At 72.4% G+C, this 17541-nt stretch carries 12 protein-coding genes; 8 read left to right on the plus strand and 4 right to left on the minus strand.

The genetic code is table 11. The annotated features are described in order from the left end of the window. The first annotated feature begins 9 nt into the window (after positions 1-9). The 7 genes from ACFYO0_RS41760 to ACFYO0_RS41790 all read left to right on the plus strand — a co-directional run bounded on the left by ACFYO0_RS41760 (position 10) and on the right by ACFYO0_RS41790 (position 10702). Positions 10-279, plus strand: a complete 270-nt coding sequence (locus ACFYO0_RS41760; RefSeq protein ID WP_388686827.1) for a phosphopantetheine-binding protein — start codon at positions 10-12, stop codon at positions 277-279. Positions 280-296: 17 nt separating this feature from the next. Further along, positions 297-1184 carry a phytanoyl-CoA dioxygenase family protein gene (locus tag ACFYO0_RS41765; RefSeq protein ID WP_388686829.1) on the plus strand — a complete coding sequence of 296 codons (888 nt, stop codon included), beginning with the start codon at positions 297-299 and terminating at the stop codon, positions 1182-1184. Positions 1185-1400: 216 nt separating this feature from the next. After that, positions 1401-2636, plus strand: a complete 1236-nt coding sequence (locus ACFYO0_RS41770; protein ID WP_388686831.1) for a cytochrome P450 — start codon at positions 1401-1403, stop codon at positions 2634-2636. Between the two features lie 43 nt (positions 2637-2679). Further along, positions 2680-3957, plus strand: coding sequence for a nucleotide disphospho-sugar-binding domain-containing protein (locus ACFYO0_RS41775; RefSeq protein ID WP_388686833.1), 1278 nt, complete (start codon positions 2680-2682; stop codon positions 3955-3957). A gap of 135 nt (positions 3958-4092) precedes the next feature. Then, positions 4093-7203: an amino acid adenylation domain-containing protein gene (locus tag ACFYO0_RS41780; protein WP_388686835.1), complete on the plus strand. Its 3111-nt coding sequence runs from the start codon at positions 4093-4095 to the stop codon at positions 7201-7203. A 243-nt stretch (positions 7204-7446) separates the two neighbouring features. Further along, entirely contained in the window at positions 7447-8943 is a 1497-nt protein-coding gene (locus ACFYO0_RS41785) for a class I SAM-dependent methyltransferase (RefSeq protein WP_388686836.1), read from the plus strand. 79 nt (positions 8944-9022) lie between these two features. Further along, entirely contained in the window at positions 9023-10702 is a 1680-nt protein-coding gene (locus ACFYO0_RS41790; protein WP_388686838.1) for an MFS transporter, read from the plus strand. A 135-nt stretch (positions 10703-10837) separates the two neighbouring features. Here ACFYO0_RS41790 and ACFYO0_RS41795 read toward each other — a convergent pair whose 3' ends face one another. From ACFYO0_RS41795 to ACFYO0_RS41810, 4 genes are all read right to left on the minus strand, one after another. Further along, the gene (locus ACFYO0_RS41795; protein ID WP_388686840.1) at positions 10838-11719 is read right to left on the minus strand and encodes a Gfo/Idh/MocA family protein; all 882 of its coding nucleotides are present in this window, start codon (positions 11717-11719) and stop codon (positions 10838-10840) included. A gap of 8 nt (positions 11720-11727) precedes the next feature. Further along, the gene (locus ACFYO0_RS41800; protein WP_388686842.1) at positions 11728-13074 is read right to left on the minus strand and encodes an NDP-hexose 2,3-dehydratase family protein; all 1347 of its coding nucleotides are present in this window, start codon (positions 13072-13074) and stop codon (positions 11728-11730) included. Further along, complete coding sequence (locus ACFYO0_RS41805) at positions 13071-14348, minus strand: class I SAM-dependent methyltransferase (protein WP_388686844.1); 1278 nt, start codon at positions 14346-14348, stop codon at positions 13071-13073. The genes ACFYO0_RS41800 and ACFYO0_RS41805 overlap by 4 nt, the downstream gene beginning before the upstream one ends. A 124-nt stretch (positions 14349-14472) precedes the next feature. Then, positions 14473-15624, minus strand: coding sequence for a DegT/DnrJ/EryC1/StrS family aminotransferase (locus ACFYO0_RS41810; RefSeq protein WP_388686846.1), 1152 nt, complete (start codon positions 15622-15624; stop codon positions 14473-14475). Between the two features lie 292 nt (positions 15625-15916). On the opposite strand from ACFYO0_RS41810, the gene cmdF reads away from it, so the two are divergent. Then, positions 15917-17530 (plus strand): tyrosine 2,3-aminomutase, encoded by a 1614-nt coding sequence (gene cmdF, locus ACFYO0_RS41815; RefSeq protein ID WP_388686848.1) that lies wholly within the window; start codon positions 15917-15919, stop codon positions 17528-17530. Positions 17531-17541: the final 11 nt, after the last annotated feature.

Genomic DNA, 17541 nt, shown 5'->3' on the forward strand with positions numbered 1-17541 from the left:
GGAGGAGACATGAGCACCCAGCAGCAGTCGGCTCTCAGCACGGAAGAAATCTCCCAGCGCGTCGCGGCGATCTGGACGGACGCCCTGGGCCCGGGCTCCGACCGGCCCGGCGCCACGTTCTTCGAGCTCAACGGACAGTCCATCGCCGCCGTGCAGGTCGCCGCGGCCGTCGAGGAACAGCTCGGCCTCACCCTCGACATCGGCGACCTCTTCGAGGACCCGGACCTGGAGACCCTCACCCACCTCGTGCTCGCCCTGTCCGGCGGCTCGGCCGACTGAGTGCGGGGGCCGCGGAGGTGAAAACGAAACACGAACTGACCCACGTACGGCCGGATGCGGACCTCGACGACGTGGTGGCGGTCCTGGAGCGCGACGGAGCGGTGGTCGTCGAGGGATTCACCGACGCGGCGACGCTGGCCGGGCTCCGGGACGACCTGGGACCCGGCCTGGAGGAGTCCGGCTACAGCGAGAGCGGTTACGACGGCCAGAAGACCAAGCGGCTGTCCAGCCTGTTCCAGCGGTCGACGCACATGTCACCGGTTGTGACGCAGCGTCACTTCCTGGGTGCGGCCCGGCAGTTGCTGCAGCAGCCGCAGCACATCTGGATCGGCAAGGTCCGGATGGAGGTGAAGCCGAGCATCCAGGTCAGCTTCACCCAGGCGATCCGCATCGACCCGGGCCAGGGCCGGCAGCCGCTGCACCGCGACGACGCGATGCATCTGTGGCGGCACCCGGGACCGCCGTGCCGGCTGCAGCTGATGCTGGCCATGACCGCCTTCACCAGCGCCAACGGCGCGACTCTGGTCATCCCCGGCAGCCACCACTGGGACGACGAGCGGGCCCCCACGTACGCCGAGACGGTACCGGCCGTGATGCCCGCCGGCTCCGCGCTGCTCTGGCAGGGCGGCGTCTACCACGGCGGCGGGGCCAACACCACGGACGCGCCGCGGTACAGCCTGTCCGTCGCCCTCGACCTGGGCAACCTGCGGCAGGAGGAGAACCAGTACCTCGCCGTCTCCCGGGAGACCGTGGCGACGCTGCCGGAGGAGGTGCAGCGGCTGCTCGGCTGGGACCGCTGCCCGCCCGGCCTCGGCCAGGTCGAGACGCAGGACCCGCACCTGCTCCTGGAGCGGACCCAGCAGGAGCTCGCCAGCAGGCCACGGGGCGCGAACCCGCTGCAGTAGCGCTTCTGTCCGGAGCAGCCGGTACGTGCGATCGGCGTGCGGTGCCGCAGGACGGGCGGCCCCGCACGCCGCGCGCGCGTGCCGGGTGCCGGGGCGCGGGCGGGGATGCCGACACCGGCTCACCGGCTCACCGGCCACAGCTGCGGCGGCCGCCGCACGTCACCCCCTGTGCACCGGCCTCCGGGAGCACATGTGCACCGACCTTTGGGAGTAAGCGTGGACACAGACCCGCCCATCGCCATCGACCACCTCGGCAGCGACATCCACGGCGAGGCGGCCCGGATCCGGGAGCGCGGACCGGTCGCCCCGGTCGAGCTGCCCGGCGGGGTGGCCGCCTACGCGGTGACCGGCTACCGGGCCGCCCGGCAGGTCCTGGCGGACCAGCGGTTCTCCAAGGACGCCCGCCTGCACTGGCCCGCCTACGCCGAGGGCGACATCGGCGCGGACTTCCCGCTGCTGCCCTGGGCCCGGATGGAGAACATGTCCACCGCGCACGGCGAGCCGCACGCCCGGCAACGCCGCCTCGTCGCGGGCGCGTTCAGCCCGCAGCGCGTGGCGGCCCTGCAGCCCCGCATCGAGGACGTCGTGGCGCGCGCACTGGACGCCCTTCAGGCCCGTACGGAACAGGACCCGGACGCGGCGGTCGACCTGCGGGCCGACTTCGCGCGTCCGGTGGCGGCGCAGGTGATCGGACAGCTCCTCGGCGCACGCCCGGAGGACCAGGACGGCATCCTGGCCCGCGCGGGATACACCCCGGCGAGCCCGCAGGAGATGCGGGCCGCGTTCCTGCGCGACCGGCAGGACGCCGAGGAGCTCGTGGCGGCCAAGCGCCTGGATCCCGGCGAGGACCTCATCAGCGACCTGATCGCGGCGCAGGCGGACGAGGGGCCCGCGGCGGACGAGGAGCTGGTCTCCCTGGTGCTGCTGATGCTGAACACCGGCACGGAACCGGCCAAGAACCTCATCACCAACACCGTCGCCGCCCTGCTGACCTGCCCCGGCCTGCTCGACGCCGTGCGCGCGGGGCGGGTCTCCTGGGGCGACGTGGTGGAGGAGACGCTGCGCACCGAAGCACCGGTGGCCATGATGCCCTTCCGGTTCCCGGTGGAGGACGTGACCGTCGAGGGCGAGAAGATCCCGCAGGGCTGCCCCGTGCTGGTCAGCTTCGCGGCCCCGGGCCGCGATCCCGACCTGCACGGCGCCGACGCGCGGGAGTTCGACGCGGAGCGGGCGGACAAACGGCACCTGGCCTTCGGCCACGGCGCGCACCGGTGCGTCGGCCAGGCCCTGGCCCGCATGGAGGTCCGGATCGCCGTGCAGGCGCTGTTCGCGCGCTTCCCCGGCCTGCACCTCGGCACGGCACCGGAGGACCTCGCGCCGCTGGGCACCTTCGTCATGAACGGCCACCGGTCGCTGCCGGTCCGGTTGACCGCCCGCGTCGCCCAGCACTGACCGCCCGCCGCACCCCCGCCCCGACCCCGCCGCAGGAGATTCCATGCGCATCCTCATCCTGACGTGCCCGAGCAAGACCCACCTGTACGCGATGGTGCCGCTGGCCTGGGCCCTGCGGACCGCCGGGCACGAGGTGCACGTCGCCAGCCAGCCCGACGCCGCCAACTTCAGCGCCGACGACATCGCGCGCACCGGCCTGCCCGCGGTCGCGATCGGCGACGACCTCGACGTGAGCGCCACGATGGCGGCCGTGATGGAGGCGGCGGAGCCACCGGCCCCGACGGCCCCCGCCCCGGCCGGGCCGCGCCGCAGGGCGACGCAGAGCGAGTACGCCGCCGATGACCCGTACGGCGAACTCGACGGACTGGCCACGCAGCACTTCCCGTTCTTCAACTCGCCCTCGGTGATCGACGGTGCGGTCCGCTACGCCCGCCGGTGGCGGCCCGACCTGGTGATCTGGGACGCGATGACCATGGCCTACGCCGGCCCGGCCGCCGCGCAGGCGGCCGGCGCCGCGCACGCCCGCTTCGTGTTCGGCCCGGACTCGCTGGCCCAGCTGCGGGCCGCCACACCGGACCGGGACCCGCTGGGGGAGGTCGTACGGCCCCTCCTCGACCGGTACGGGCTGGCCTACGACGAGCACACCCTGACGGGACACTGGTCGATCAACGCCACCCCGCCGTGGACCTGGCAGCCGCCCGGCACGCACTACCTCTGGACACGGCCCACCCCGTTCAACGGGCCGTCGGCGGTGCCGGACTGGGTGCTCGACGCGCCCGAACGCCGACGCGTCTGCCTCACCCTGGGCCTCAGCTTCCGCGAACTCGACGCCGGTGCGCCGACCGGTGAGCTGCTCGGGGCGGTCGCCGACCTGGACGCCGAGGTGGTCATCACGCTCGGCCGGGAGCAGATCGCGGCGCTGCCGACGCTGCCCGACAACGTGCGCGCCGTCGAGTTCGTGCCGCTGGCGGCGCTGCTGCCGACCTGCTCGGCGGTGGTCCACCACGGCGGCTACGGCACGTTCATCACGGCGCTGCAGCACGGGGTGCCGCAGCTCGTGGTGCCCGGCAAGTTCGGCAACGACAAGTTCTGGGGCCCGCTGGCCCACCTCGACATCCTGGAGCAGGAGGGCGCCGGCCTCTACGTGAGCGACCCGGACCGGCTGACCCCGGACGCGCTGCGCGACCAGCTGCTCCGGGTGCTGAAGGACCCGGAGTTCGGCCACAACGCGGCCCGCCTGCGCGCGCGGCTGAACGAGCTGCCCACACCGAACGAGACCGTCCTGGCCATCGAACGGCTGACGGCGCAGCACCGGCCCTGAGCATCCGGGGCGGCGTACACGGATCGTGCGCCGCCCGGTCGGGCAACGGGGAAGATGCCGCCGGTCCGCGGGAGTGACGAGCATGAATCGAGTGGTGCCACGGCAGGAACCGTGGCAGAACCCCGAGGAGACACCATGACAACCAGTGATCTCGACCGCGTGGCGTCCGCCCCGGACGACGCGATGCGCAAGGAGTGGATCGCGCTGGCGGCGGAGGTGCTGGGGTGTCCGGTCAGCACGGTCGAGGAGCGCGCCGGGACGGCGTCCTTCATCGACATGGGCGGCACCTCGCTGCGCGCGGCCGACTTCGTGGCCCGGGTGGAGCGGCGGCTCGGCATCTCCCCGCCGGTCCGCGCGATGCGCGGCTCGGTGCCGCTCGCGGAGGCCATGGCACAGGCCGGTGAGTTCCGGCCCGTACCGGCGCCCGCCGCGACCACCGAGGTGGACCGGCCGCTGCTGACCAGCCAGGACGGCATGCTGATGGCCGAGGAGCAGATCGACGGCCGTCCGGTGCGCGTGCTGTTCACGGCCGAGAGCGCCACCCCCTTCGACCCGGAGCGGCTGCGCACGACGCTGGCCGCGCTGACCCGCAGCCACGAGGCGCTCCGCACCGCCTTCACCCGTACCGACAACGGCTTCGCACGCCGTGTGCTGCCGCACTGGGAGCCGCGGCTGATCGAGCAGCGGCTCGCCCCGCCGCCCGGCGGCAACGCGGTGAACATCGTGCACCACCAGCTGTCCGCGGCGCCGGGGCTGCTGCAGCCGTTCAGCGAGCCGCCCGTCGTGTTCGTGCACACCCGCGTCGAGGACGGCCCGGACCTGCTGAGCATCCTGCTGCACCACGCCCTCCTCGACGGGTGGGCGCTGAGCCGGTTCTGGCACGCCTTCGCCCGCGCGTACACCACAGGTGTCGCCGAGCCGGGCCTCTCGCCCGAGCTGATCCTGGCCCGGGACCGGGAGATCGCCGGGAACGGCCGGCTCGCCGAGCTGACCCGGCTCGCGGCCGAGGACCTCGCCGGACTGCCCGAGACCGTCCCGCTGCCCGTCGACCGGGCGCGGCCCGAGCCCCCGGACGTCAACGGCGTGCACCTGCCGTTCGGCCTCAGCGCCGGGCTGCGGGACCGGGTCATGGCCACCGCACGGCAACTCGGCGTGACCCACACCGTCATCGTGTTCAGCGCCTGGGCCCTGGCCATGGGCCAGCGGGCCGGGCTGCAGGACCTCGCCATCGGCGTCGCGATGTCCGGCCGCGAGACCGCCCAGCTGCACGACGTGCTCGGACTGTGCGTCCGTATCGTGCCCGTGCGCTTCCGGATGGACGAGGACCGCACCGTCGCCGAGCAGCTGCGGGCCTGCGCCGCCAGCTGGGCGGCCGCCACCGAGCGGGCCGAACTCCCGCTCGACAAGGTCATCTCGGCCCTGGGCCAGGACCACGTCACCGACCGGCTGCCGGTCATCCAGGGCGTGTTCGAGGCGCACGACGAGCTGATGCCCGACCGGCTGCAGGAGTGCGGCCTCGACCTGCCGCTGCACGAGGGCTACACCGGCTCCTCCATGATGGAGACCACCCTGTTCCTGACCAGCTGGGCCGAGCGGCCCGCGCTGCAACTGGAGTACCAGCCCGGCGTGTTCACCCCGGACGAGGCGCACGCGCTGATCGACGGATTCGTCGCGGCCCTGGAGGAGCTCGTCGCGGACGTGGACGCGCCTGTCTCGTCGGTCCGCGCCGTCGCGCCGGGGCAGCGGGAGTGGCTCCGGAAGCTCGCCGACGCGCCCGCCGCCGACTGCGAGACTGGGCTGTGGCAGCTCTTCGAGGAGACCGCCGAGCGGTACCCGGACGAGGTCGCCGTCGAGGACCTGACGTACGACGAACTCCTCGCCGCCGTCCGCACCCAGGCCACCGCCCTCACCGACGTCCGCCCCGGCGACCGCGTCGTCGTGGCCCTGCCGCGCGGCACCGCCGAGGTCGTCGCCGTGCTCGCCGTGCTGCACCGGGGTGCGACGTACGTGGCGGTGGACCAGGCCGCGCCGCGGGACTGGCTGGAGAAGATCCTCCGGCAGGTCTCGCCCGCCGCCGTGATCGGCTCGCCCGAGGTGGCCGGGCTGGCTGCCCGCCCGGCCCTCGCGCCCTGGAGCCCGGCCACCCCGCTGGAGCCCGGACCGGAGCCGGCACCGGCCGACCCGGGCCGCACCGCGTACATCGCGTTCACGTCCGGTTCCAGCGGCCGCCCCAAGGGCGTGCCCGTGCCGCACCGTGCGGTCGTACGCCTGGTGCGTGACGTCAGCTATGTACGGACCGGGCCCGGCGAACGGTTCTCGCGCACCGCGCCGCTGGCCTTTGACGCCTCCACCCTGGAGCTGTTCGCGCCGCTGCTGTCCGGCGCGAGTCTGCAGATCTTCCCGGACGGCCCGGTCACCGTGACCGAGCTGGGCCGGTTCCTGGCCGAGCGCCGGGTGAGCGTGGCGTGGATGACCACCGGCCTGTTCCGGCTCATGGCCGACCACCGGCCCGAGGCGTTCGCGGACGTGCGCCAGGTCCTCACCGGCGGCGAGGTCACCCCGCCGGAGCAGGTGCGGCGACTGCTCGAACGGTACGAGGGACTGCGGATCAGCCTCGCCTACGGCCCGACCGAGTGCACCACCTTCACCACGATCCACCACTTCGACGCGGCGGCCGAGGTGAGCGACCCGCTGCCGATCGGCAGGCCCGTCCCCGGCACGCGGGTCTTCGTCCTCGACGACGGCGGCCGCCTGGTGCCGCCGGGCGCGGTCGGTGAACTCTGCGTCGGCGGCATCGCCCTCGCCGACGGCTACCTCGGCCTTCCCGACGAGACCGCCCAGGCGTTCGGCGGGCGGGACCCCGAGACCGGCGAGCGGCTCTACCGCACCGGGGACCTGGTGCGCTGGGACACTCGCGGCCGCCTGATGTTCGTCGGCCGCCTCGACCGGCAGCTGAAGGTACGCGGATTCCGGGTCGAGCCGGAGGCGGTCGCGCGGCGGCTGCGCGAGCACCCGGGGGTCCGGGACGCCGTCGTCGTCGGCGAGGGCAAGGTCGCCGACCAGCGGCTGATCGCCGGAGTCATCGCCGAGGGAGCGGCCCCGTCCCCGGCGGAGCTGCGCGACTGGGTCGGCGAGACGCTGCCGTCGTGGGCCGTACCGGAACTGTGGTCCTTCGTCGACGCCTTCCCGCTGACACGCAACGCGAAGGTCGACCTGAAGGCCCTGGCCGCGCACGCGACCGCCTAGGCCGTGTCTTCCGGATCATGCCGGGGTCGAGCGGGGTCTGGCACGCAGATCTGCCGCGTTGTCGTCGGTTGCCAACTCCCCCAAGCTCTCGGCTTCGCTCGAGCAGGGAGGTATCCCCTTGCGTTGTCGCCCTCCTCCGCCTTGCAGCTGCACGCACCAGACCCCGCTCGGCCCCGTTCACACCGCATCCGGAGATACCAGCCGACCTGACCCGAAAGACACGACCTGGAGAAGGAGCGGGAGTTGACTGTCCAATCCGTAGCGGGCGACGCCGAGATCGAGGCCGTCGCCACCACGCATCCGCAGGTCGAGCGGGCGGTCGTGTCCGACGGCGTCATCCAGGTGATGCCGGCGGACGCGGCACCGCAGACCGAGTTCGTCGCGCAATGGCGGCGGCTCTACGACGATCTGTACGCCGGTGACTCCGACGACTCCGGGACCGGTTTCTTCGAGAGTGCCTCCCAAGGTGCCTCCCACGGCGGCCCCGACGGCGGTGCCGCTTCCACCGGGGGCCCCATGTCCGACTTCAGCGGCTGGACCAGCAGCTACACCGGCGAACTGATCCCCGCCGAGCAGATGGAGGAGTGGCGGGCCGCCACGGTCGAACGGATCCGCGGCCTGCGCCCGTCCCGGGTCCTGGAGATCGGCGTCGGCTCGGGACTGCTGCTCTGGCATCTGGCCCCCGACTGCGCCGAGTACCGGGCCACCGACTTCTCGCCGGTCACCATCGCGAACCTGCGGTCGCGGCTGAGGAGTTCCGGCGTGCCCTGGGCGAGCCGGGTGCACCTGCGCGCCGCCGAGGCCGTCGAGACTGACCGGTTCCCCGAGGGCTACTTCGACACGGTGATCATCAACTCGGTGACGATGCACTTCCCGGGCCACGGGTACATGCGCCGCGTCGTCGAGCAGGCGCTGCGGGTGCTGGCACCGGGCGGCCGACTGTTCATCGGTGACAACCGCCACCTGAGCCTCCTCCCGGAGTTCGTCACCGAGATCCAGCGCACGCAGCACCCGTCGGCCGCGCCGGCCGAGCTCCGCGACCGCGTGGACGAGGCCGTCGCGGGCCACGAGTGGCTGCTGCTGGCACCGGAGTACTTCGTCGCGACCGCCCGGGAACTCCCCGACGTCGCCGGCGTCGACATCCAGCTGAAACGCGGCTCGCAGGTCAACGAGCTGACCAGCTTCCGCTTCGACGTGGTGCTGCACAAGGGCCCCGCACCGGTCCGCTCGCTCACCGGCGTACCCCGGCTGCCCTTCGCGGGCTGGCCGGAACTCACCGCCGAGCTGGGGCGCAGGCCGGGGGAGGACCTGCGGGTGACGGGCATCCCGAACCGCGCGCTGCTCCGCCTGCTCGCCTCGGCGGCGGCGGTCCGGCGCGGCGAGGAGCCGCCACCCGCCCAGGAGGAAGCGGGCCTGCTCCCCGAAGACCTGCATCTGCTCGCGGAACAGCTCGGCCGCAGGGTCGTGGTGACCGGGTCGGCGCAGCCCGGCGAGATGGACGCGGTCTTCCTGAGCGCGCCGGAGGAGGAGCCGCTGACCGATCTCTACGAGCCGGGCGAACCGCTCAAGTCGGCGTCCCACCACGTGAATTACCCGCAGGCGGCCGAGCTGGCGGAGCACGTACGCCGCTTCGTCGCCGAACGACTGCCGGGGTCGGACGTCCCGGCCGTCGAGATCGTCAACGCCCTTCCCTGGCCGACCGATGGATTGCGCAATCTGGAAGAACTGAACGGCTCCTGATCGTGACAACTTGGCTTCCTTGAAGGAGACCTGTTCCCAGATCCATCGGATGCTCGGGAAGAACTAGGAGGGATACCTGATGCAACCCACTGACGACACGTCCCCGGCCGTGAAGGCAGGTAGGCGCGAGTGGTTGGGGCTGGCGGTGCTGGCCCTTCCCGCGCTGTTGCTGTCCGTGGATGCCAGCGTGCTCTTCCTGGCGCTCCCGCAACTGAGCGCGGATCTGGGCGCCACCGGCGTCGAACAGCTCTGGATCATCGACGTGTACGGGTTCCTCATCGGAGGCTTCCTGATCACGATGGGCGGCCTCGGCGACCGGACCGGCCGCCGCAGGCTGCTGCTCATCGGCGCGGCCGTCTTCGGTCTCATGTCGGTCCTCGCGGCGTACTCGACCAGCCCCGAGATGCTGATCGCGGCGCGGGCCCTGATGGGTATCGCCGGTGCCACCGTGATGCCGTCGGCGCTGGCCCTCATCAGCAACATGTTCCCGGACCCCAAGCAGATGGGTCTGGCCATCGCGGTCTTCATCGGCTGCTTCATGGGCGGCGCGGCGATCGGCCCGGCGGTCGGCGGCGCCATGCTGACCAACTTCTGGTGGGGCTCGGTCTTCCTCATCAACGTGCCGGTGATGCTGCTGATCGTGCTGGCCGGTCCGGCGCTGCTGCCGGAGTACCGCAGCGGTGAGAGCGGCGGCATCGACCTGATCAGCGCAGTGCTCTCGCTCGGCGCGATCCTGCCGGTCATCTACGGCCTCAAGGAGCTGGCCCGCAACGGCTGGGCCCCGCTGCCCGCGCTCGTGCTGGTGGCCGGCCTGGTGGTCGGGTACCTGTTCATCCGGCGGCAGAAGACCCAGGACAACCCGCTGCTGGACCTGAAGCTGTTCAAGCACCGCGCCTTCACCGGCGCCCTCATGATCATGCTGCTCGGCTCGGTGATGATGTCCGGCCTGGCGCTGTTCTTCACGCTGTTCCTGCAGTCCGTCCGCGGTCTGTCCGCCCTGCAGACCGGCCTGTGGATGGTGATCTCCGCGGTGGCGCTGGTGGTCGGCTCGATGGGCTCGCCGATCCTGGCGCAGAAGCGCCGCCCCGGCATCGTGATCGCCATCAGCCTCGGCATCTCGATGGTCGGTTTCCTGCTGATGACGCAGGCGGACCGGACGAGTTCGCTGGCCCTGCCGATCATCGCCGTCGCGATGGTGTCGCTGGGTGCCGGTGGCTTCGCGTCGCTCTCCACCGGCCTCCTCGTCGGCGCGGTGCCGCCGGAGCGGGCGGGTTCGGCGTCGTCGGTCTCGGAGATGAGCGGCGAACTCGGCGGCGCGCTGGGCGTGGCGCTGATCGGCACGCTCGGTACGACCATCTACCGGAGCCTCCTCGACGTGCCGTCGGGTGTGCCGGAAGGGGCGGCCGAGGCGGCCCGGGAGAACATCACGGGTGCCGTCGCCTCGGCGGCCGAACTCCCGGGCGCAGCCGGGGCAGCCCTGCTCGACGCCGCACGGGACGCCTTCACAACGGCCCTGCGCAGCGTCGGGGTGGTCTCCGCGGTCATCGCCGCCGCCCTGGTGGTCGTGGCCATCACGGTGCTCCGCCAGTTCCCGCCGACGGGCGAGGCGGCCGAGGGTGACGCCACACCCGAAGGGAACGCCACGGCCGAGGCGGACGCGGGCAAGGACGCCGGTACGGACCCGGACGCCGGTACGGACGCCGAAGCCGGTGGGACCAAGGGTCCCGGAGAGACACGGGAGCCGGCCGCCAAGGTCTGACCCTGCCTCGACCCACGGACGCCACCCGCGATGCGCGGGTGGCGTCCGCGTGTGCGGGGACGACGCGGAGGCTGCGTACGAACTCCCTTGGCCTGTACGAGAGTTCAAATGAACTCTCGTACAGGCCAAGGGAGTTCAGACGCCGGCCGCGCGGGCGAGGAGGTCCCGGGTCCGGGCGTCGCTCAGCAGCGGCGCGTCGAACTCCCTCGATCCGGTACGGATCGCCGTGAGGACCCGCTCCAGGAAGAGCAGCATGCTGTCGGCCGGGGCGACCCGGTGGGACACGGAGGCGCCGTCGTGGGACACCCGCACGGTGGGGGAGAGGTCGGGCGGCGCCGAGAACGGGCGCTCGAAGTCGGCGCCGGTGCCCGGACCGAGCAGGTGCAGCGCGTTGCGGTAGCCGGACGTGAAGCCGAACTGGCCGACCACGGTCCGGCCGCCGGGATATCCGGCCAGGACGCTGTACGACAGCTCAAGGCCGTCGGCGGACCGGTCGCCCACGATCACCTCGACCCGGGTGGGCTCGGCGTCCCACAGGACACGGCCCAGCGAGGCGAAGTACGGCCCGGTGTCGGCGAAGGCGCCGCCGCCCCGCGCGCGGTCGTGACGGAAGTCGTCGGGCGGCACCGGCGGGGTGAAGACGGCCACGGCCCCGGTGAACGTCAGGCCGCGGGCGTGGGCGAACATCGGGTGGTACGCGTAGCAGGTCGCCTCGGCCAGGACCAGGGACGACGCCCGGGCGAGCGCCACGGCCGCGGTCGCCTCGGGCAGGGTCAGGAACGCGGGCTTGTCCACCACGACGTGGTTCCCGTGCTCCAGCGCCCACAGCACGGCCTCGGCATGGTCGCCGTTGGCCGAAGACACGTGGACGAGACCGGGCCTGCGGGCCGCGAGGGCACGCCAGTCGGTGCCGTCGCGGCGGCTCGCCACCGCGGTCGATCCGAAGGGCAGCGCCGCAACGGCGGGCAGCACCCGCCGCTGCGCGAACCGCGACCGGCCCACCAGCAGGAAGTCCATACGCTCTCCTAGAGGAGGCACGCCATCAGGCTGCGTGCCTCGACGTTGACGTAGTAGCCGGCGGCGACGAGGCGGTCGAGCAGGCCGAGGGTCATCCACCGGTGGGTGGGCGGGACGGCGATGTCCCGGTCCGCGGGCAGCTCGACGACGACGTGCCGGGTGTCGGCCCGCAGGAAGCGGCCGCCGTCCTCGGACTGCACCGAGCTGTGCCGCACCTGCGGCCCGGCCGTGGCGAGGTACTCGAGCAGCGGCGGCGCGGCGGCCCCGGTGCGGTGGAGGCCGGGCGACAGCTGGATGGTGGCGGCCAGTTCGAGCCGGTCGGTCAGGCCCGGCTGCACCATCGCCTGGACGAGGAACTCCAGGACCCCGGCGCGGCGCCGGCACAGGAAGGCCACCAGGTTGCCGGGCACCGGTTCCAGCATGGGCTGACACCAGCGGCCGACCTCGCGGCTGCTCGCGGCCACGGAGAGGCCGACGATGCGGAAGAAGTCGCCGTCGCGGTGCCGGATGCTCTCGTCGTCGGCGATCCACTCGTCCAGCTCGGACAGGCCGACGCGGCGCACTTCGAGGGTGTAGCGCTCCTTCTGGTCGATCAGCCAGGTCATCGCCTCGGCCAGGTCGGCGTTGGAGCGGTGCCTGCGGTGCGAGGTGACGACGGCCGCGTGGAAGTCGTCGGCGGGCAGTACCCCGCCCGCGGCGTACGAGATGCAGGCCAGCACCGTACGGGCGTTCATGTTGACGTGGCCCAGGGCCAGCTGACGCCGGATCTGTCCGAGGGTGAGCCAGGCGAAGTCGTCGTACCGCGGCACGTCCTCGTCCGGCGGGACCTCCACGATCATGTTGCGGTTGCGTTTGTGCAGGTACCACGCGGCGTGCTCGGACAGCAGCCGGTCGACCAGCACCCGGCGGCGGGAGGACGGCAGGAAGTAGTCCAGGTACGGCGTGGAGCGTCCGCCGTGCACCCGCTGGTAGTTGCTCGGCGTGGCCTGCACCGTCGCCGCGTACTGCACCAGGCTGGTGTTGCCGGGCTCCATCTTGACCTGCATCAGGAAGTACGGCACACCGTCGAACCGCTTGACGAGGATCCCGAGGATCCCGATCTCGGGCTGCACGATGATCGGCTGCCGCCAGGAGGGCGCCCGGCCGTGGTTGGTGCGCACCGCAAGACCCTCGACGGTGAAGAAACGTTCAGAGGAGTGCACCAGCCGCTCGCCCAGGTGCCATGCGCCCAGCGACGCCAGCGGCACCTCCGTCACGTCGTACGCGGCGGACGCGGAGCGCGCCTTGAGGAACGCGTCGGCGTCGACCCGCCCGTCCTCGACGAGCGCCGAGGACAGGAACCCGGCCTGCGTCACCTGACGCCGCCCCGGGGCCGCGCCGGGTCGTCCACCGACGGCAGCGGGAAGACCAGCCTGCCCCCGGCGGCGACGAACTCCCGCTCCCGCTCGACGAAGCCCTGCCGGTGCACCCAGGGCAGCACGAACAGCTGGTCCGGCCTGCGCGCCTTGGCGTTCTCCTCGGACACGATCGGGATCCCGGAGCCGGGCGTGACCGCGCCGTGCTTCTCCGCGCTGACCTCGCCGATGCACGGCAGGTCGTCGGTGGTGATGCCGCAGTACTGCAGGATCACATTGCCCTTGGTGGACGCGCCGTAGCCGACGGTGTGGAGCCCGGCCTTACGCGACCGGTCGAAGAACGCGCGGACCTCGTCGCGATGCTGGGCGACACGACGCGCGAACGACTCGTACGGCTCGTCGGTGTCGAGCGCGAGCGCCGCCTCGCGCTGCCGGACGCGCTCGATGCCGGCGTGGTCGATGCGGTGCTTCGACGGGTCCTTCACCAGCGTGACGCAGAGACTGCCGCCGTTCACGTCGGTGATCTCGGCGGTGGTGAGGGTGAGCCCGGCGCGGGCGGCCATCCACTCGATCTGCCGCAGCTGGTAGTACTCCAGGTGCTCGTGGCAGATCGCGTCGTACGCCGGAATGTCCAGCAGCGGCAGCGCGTAGCTCATCTCGATCATCCACACGCCGTCATCCGCCAGGATGTCGCGGACCTGGGTCATGAAGCCCAGCGGGTCGGGCAGGTCGTAGAACATCGCGATCGCGGTGACGACCTTCGCCTTCCGGTCGCCGTACCGCTCGGTGAAGGCGTCCTTGGAGAAGAAGTCGGGGATCAGGCCGATGTCGTCGGGGTAGGACGCCCGCCACTTCTCGCCGGTCGGGTCGATGCCGACCCGGGTGACGTCCGACGGGTACGCCTTGAGCAGCGTCGCGTCGTTGCTGCCGATGTCGAGCACGAGGTCGCCGGGGGCGAGGTCGACCAGGCCGGTGAGGGCGGCGACCTTGCCCTTCAGGTGGCCGACCATGAAGGGGCGGATGCTGGAGCGGTAGCCGTAGTGCTCGCCGTACATCAGCGTCAGGTCGGGCGTGTGCCGCATCTGCAGCAGCCCGCAGCCGCCCGGGGCGCAGCGCATCAGCTCCAGCGGGGCGACCCGTACGGTCTCGCCGGGCCGGGGGAAGATGCCGGTGAGCGCCTGCATCCCCAGGTCGAGCACCGGCAGCAGACTGCGGTTCCCGCAGATCCGGCAGGCGGTGCACTCGGTGACGACCGTGTCGGCGCCGATGGTCATGATGCCTCCGTGGTTGAGTGACGGGCGGTCGGCCGCCCGGTGCCGAGGCGGTGACGGCTCCGGCGCGTACGGGCAGGACCCGCCCGGGCAGACGCGGCAGCGCCTGCCCTGCGGACACCGGCTCTCAGGCCGCCGCGCCCGGCGCGTGCCGCTCGACCGCCTCGCGGAACCGCCGCGCCACCTGCCCGACCTCGGCGTCCGTGAGCGCCTGGTGCAGCGGGAGCAGCAGCGTGTTCGCGGCGGCGGTGTCGGTGCCGGGCAGCTGCGCGTCCGAGCCGTACAGCGGGACCCGGTGCAGCGGCGGATAGCGGTACGTGGTGTAGACGCCGTTCTCCAGCAGGTACTCCGCGATGCCGTCGCGCAGCGCCGGGTCGACCTGCACCCAGTAGAAGTAGCGCGTGGACTCGTGCCCCGCGGGCGGCGGCGGGCTCAGCCGCACACCGGGCAGGCCGGCCAGCATGCGGTCGTAGGCGGCCGAGATCTCCCGGCGGCGCTCCACGAAGCCGGGCAGCCGGCGCAGCTGGACCCGGCCGATGGCCGCGGTCATGTCGTTGCCGATGAGCCGCTGGCCGACCTCGTGGACGGTCTGGTCCCACCAGCGGCGCGGGTTGTGGGCCATCGCCGCGAACGCACCGCGGTCCTCCATGCCGTGGTAGGCGAGGCGGTGGGCGCGGCGGGCCAGTTCGGGGTCGCGCAGATAGATCATGCCGCCGTCGCCGGTCGTGATGATCTTGCGGGAGTCGAAGCTCCAGATGCCGATATCGGCGAAGGTGCCGCAGGCCCGGCCGTCCACCCGGGAGTGCACCGCGCAGGCGGCGTCCTCGACGAGCGGGATGCCGCGCTCCCGGCACAGCTCGGTGATCGCCACGATGTCGCCCGGGTGGCCGCCGTAGTGCAGGATCGTCACGGCCTTGGTGCGCGGCGTGAGACAGGCGGCGATGTCCGCCGCGGACGGGTTCAGGGTGTGTGGGTCGACGTCGCAGAACACCACGCGGGCGCCGGTGGCGGCGATCGTGTTGGCGTTGGCCACGAAGCTCATCGACGGGACGACGACCTCGTCGCCCGGCCCGAATTCGAGGAGCTGGGCCGTCAGACCCAGCGCCGAGGTGGCCGAGTTGAGGAACAGCAAGGTCTCCGGCGGGACACCGAGGTGCTCGCCGAAGTCGCGCTCGAACTCGCGCGTTTGGGGCCCGTAGCCCAGCCAGTTGCTCTCGAAGGCCTTGCCGACCGCCGCGAGCTCCTCGGCGCCGACGCTCGGCTGAAACACGTTGATCATCTGGCCTCCCTTGTCTCGCATGCCGTCATGCTCGGCGCCGTCGGGCGGCCGCCGCATCTTCCGCGGTGCCTTTCCTGCCGACGCCCGCGCCCGAACTTCCGCGGCTGGCCGGGAGGGCGGCCGCACCGCAGGGGAGCCGGGACAAGCCCGGAGTCCGGCACCGCGGGGCACGCGGCGACTTCGGCACGTGATCACCACCAGGGCACGGGAGAAGGTGCGGCACCCGGTGTGCCGGTGGTGGCATCGACGCGCAACCAGGCGTCCTGTCACCACACCTGACCGGGAGTTTCACATGACCATGGTGGGAACCGATGTCCGAGTCGAGTTCGACGGCGAGACGCTCGACGTGCCGCAGGTCCGCCGGGTTGCCGAGGAGCACGTACCGGTCGCCCTGGGCCCGCAGGTCCTGAGCCGCGCCGCGGCCAGCCGCGAACAGTTCGAGGAGACCGTCCGGCAGAACATCCCCGTGTACGGGGTGACGACCGGCTACGGCGAGATGATCTACATGCTGGTCGACACCGCCAAGGAGACCGAGCTCCAGACCAACCTCGTACGCAGCCACAGCGCCGGCGTCGGCCCGCTGTTCAACGAGTCGGAGTCCCGCGCCGTCGTCGCCGCCCGCCTCAACGCCCTCGCCAAGGGCCACTCCGCGGTCCGCCCCGAGATCCTCGAACGCCTCGCCCTCTACCTCAACGAGGGCCTCACCCCGGCCATCCCGGAGATCGGCTCGCTCGGCGCCAGCGGCGACCTCGCCCCCCTCTCGCACATCGCCAGCACCCTCATCGGCGAGGGCTACCTGCTGCGCGGCGGGGTGAAGACACCGACCGGCCCGGTGCTTCGCTCGCTCGGCATCGAGCCGCTGCAGCTGCGCTTCAAGGAGGGCCTCGCCCTGATCAACGGCACGTCGGCGATGACCGGCGTGGGTTCCCTCCTCGCCGAGCACGCGCTGGCCCAGGCCCGGCACGCCGAGGTCGTCGCCGCGCTGGTCGTCGAGACCCTGCAGGGCTCGATGAGCCCGTTCCAGCCGGAGGGCCACGACATCGCCCGCCCGCACGCGGGACAGATCGCCAGCGCCGCCAACATGCGCACCCTGATGGCCGGCAGCCGCCTCACCGTCGAACACGCCGACCTGCGCAGGCAGGTGGCCGCCAGCAAGGAGAACGGCGACGGCGGGAACGTCCACCGCTCCGAGGTCTATCTGCAGAAGGCGTACTCGCTGCGGGCCATCCCGCAGGTCATCGGAGCCATGCGGGACACCCTGTCGCACACCCGCACCAAGCTGGAGATCGAGCTCAACTCCGCCAACGACAACCCGCTGTTCTTCCCCGGCCAGGAGATCTTCCACGGCGCCAACTTCCACGGCCAGCCCATCGCCTTCGTGATGGACTTCCTGACCATCGCGCTCACCCAGCTCGGCGTGCTCTCCGAGCGGCGCAGCAACCGCCTCCTCAACCGGCACCTCAGCTACGGCCTGCCGGAGTTCCTGGTCAAGGGCGAGCCCGGCCTCAACAGCGGCTTCGCCGGCGCCCAGTACCCGGCCACCGCGCTCGTCGCCGAGAACCGCACCATCAGCCCGGCCAGCACCCAGAGCGTCCCGTCCAACGGCGACAACCAGGACGTCGTCAGCATGGGCCTGATCGCCACCCGCAACTGCCGCCGGGTGCTGCGCAACAACAACACCATCCTGGCCCTCGAATTCCTCGCCGCGGCCCAGGCCGTGGACGTCTCCGGCCGCCGCGACGGGCTCAGCCCGGCCGCCCGGGTCACCTACGACACCATCCGCTCGCTGGTGCCCACCCTCGACGACGACCGCTACATGGCCGACGACCTCGAACTCGTCGCCGCCGAACTGGAGCGCGGCACGGTACTCAAGGCCCTCGACGCCGCCGGCATCAGCCTGCACTGACCAAGGGACGA

The sequence above is a fragment of the Streptomyces sp. NPDC006365 genome (genome assembly GCF_042870755.1).
In the GTDB taxonomy this organism is placed as follows: domain Bacteria; phylum Actinomycetota; class Actinomycetes; order Streptomycetales; family Streptomycetaceae; genus Streptomyces; species Streptomyces xiangluensis.

What these genes read in the sequence shown, in the direction of transcription:
- ACFYO0_RS41760 (WP_388686827.1), top strand. Translation starts at nt 10, where the DNA reads ATGAGCACCCAGCAGCAGTCGGCTCTCAGCACGGAAGAAATCTCCCAG.
- ACFYO0_RS41775 (WP_388686833.1), top strand. Translation starts at nt 2,680, where the DNA reads ATGCGCATCCTCATCCTGACGTGCCCGAGCAAGACCCACCTGTACGCG.
- ACFYO0_RS41780 (WP_388686835.1), top strand. Translation starts at nt 4,093, where the DNA reads ATGACAACCAGTGATCTCGACCGCGTGGCGTCCGCCCCGGACGACGCG.
- ACFYO0_RS41790 (WP_388686838.1), top strand. Translation starts at nt 9,023, where the DNA reads ATGCAACCCACTGACGACACGTCCCCGGCCGTGAAGGCAGGTAGGCGC.
- ACFYO0_RS41795 (WP_388686840.1), bottom strand. Translation starts at nt 11,719, where the DNA reads ATGGACTTCCTGCTGGTGGGCCGGTCGCGGTTCGCGCAGCGGCGGGTG.
- ACFYO0_RS41805 (WP_388686844.1), bottom strand. Translation starts at nt 14,348, where the DNA reads ATGACCATCGGCGCCGACACGGTCGTCACCGAGTGCACCGCCTGCCGG.
- ACFYO0_RS41810 (WP_388686846.1), bottom strand. Translation starts at nt 15,624, where the DNA reads ATGATCAACGTGTTTCAGCCGAGCGTCGGCGCCGAGGAGCTCGCGGCG.
- cmdF (WP_388686848.1), top strand. Translation starts at nt 15,917, where the DNA reads ATGACCATGGTGGGAACCGATGTCCGAGTCGAGTTCGACGGCGAGACG.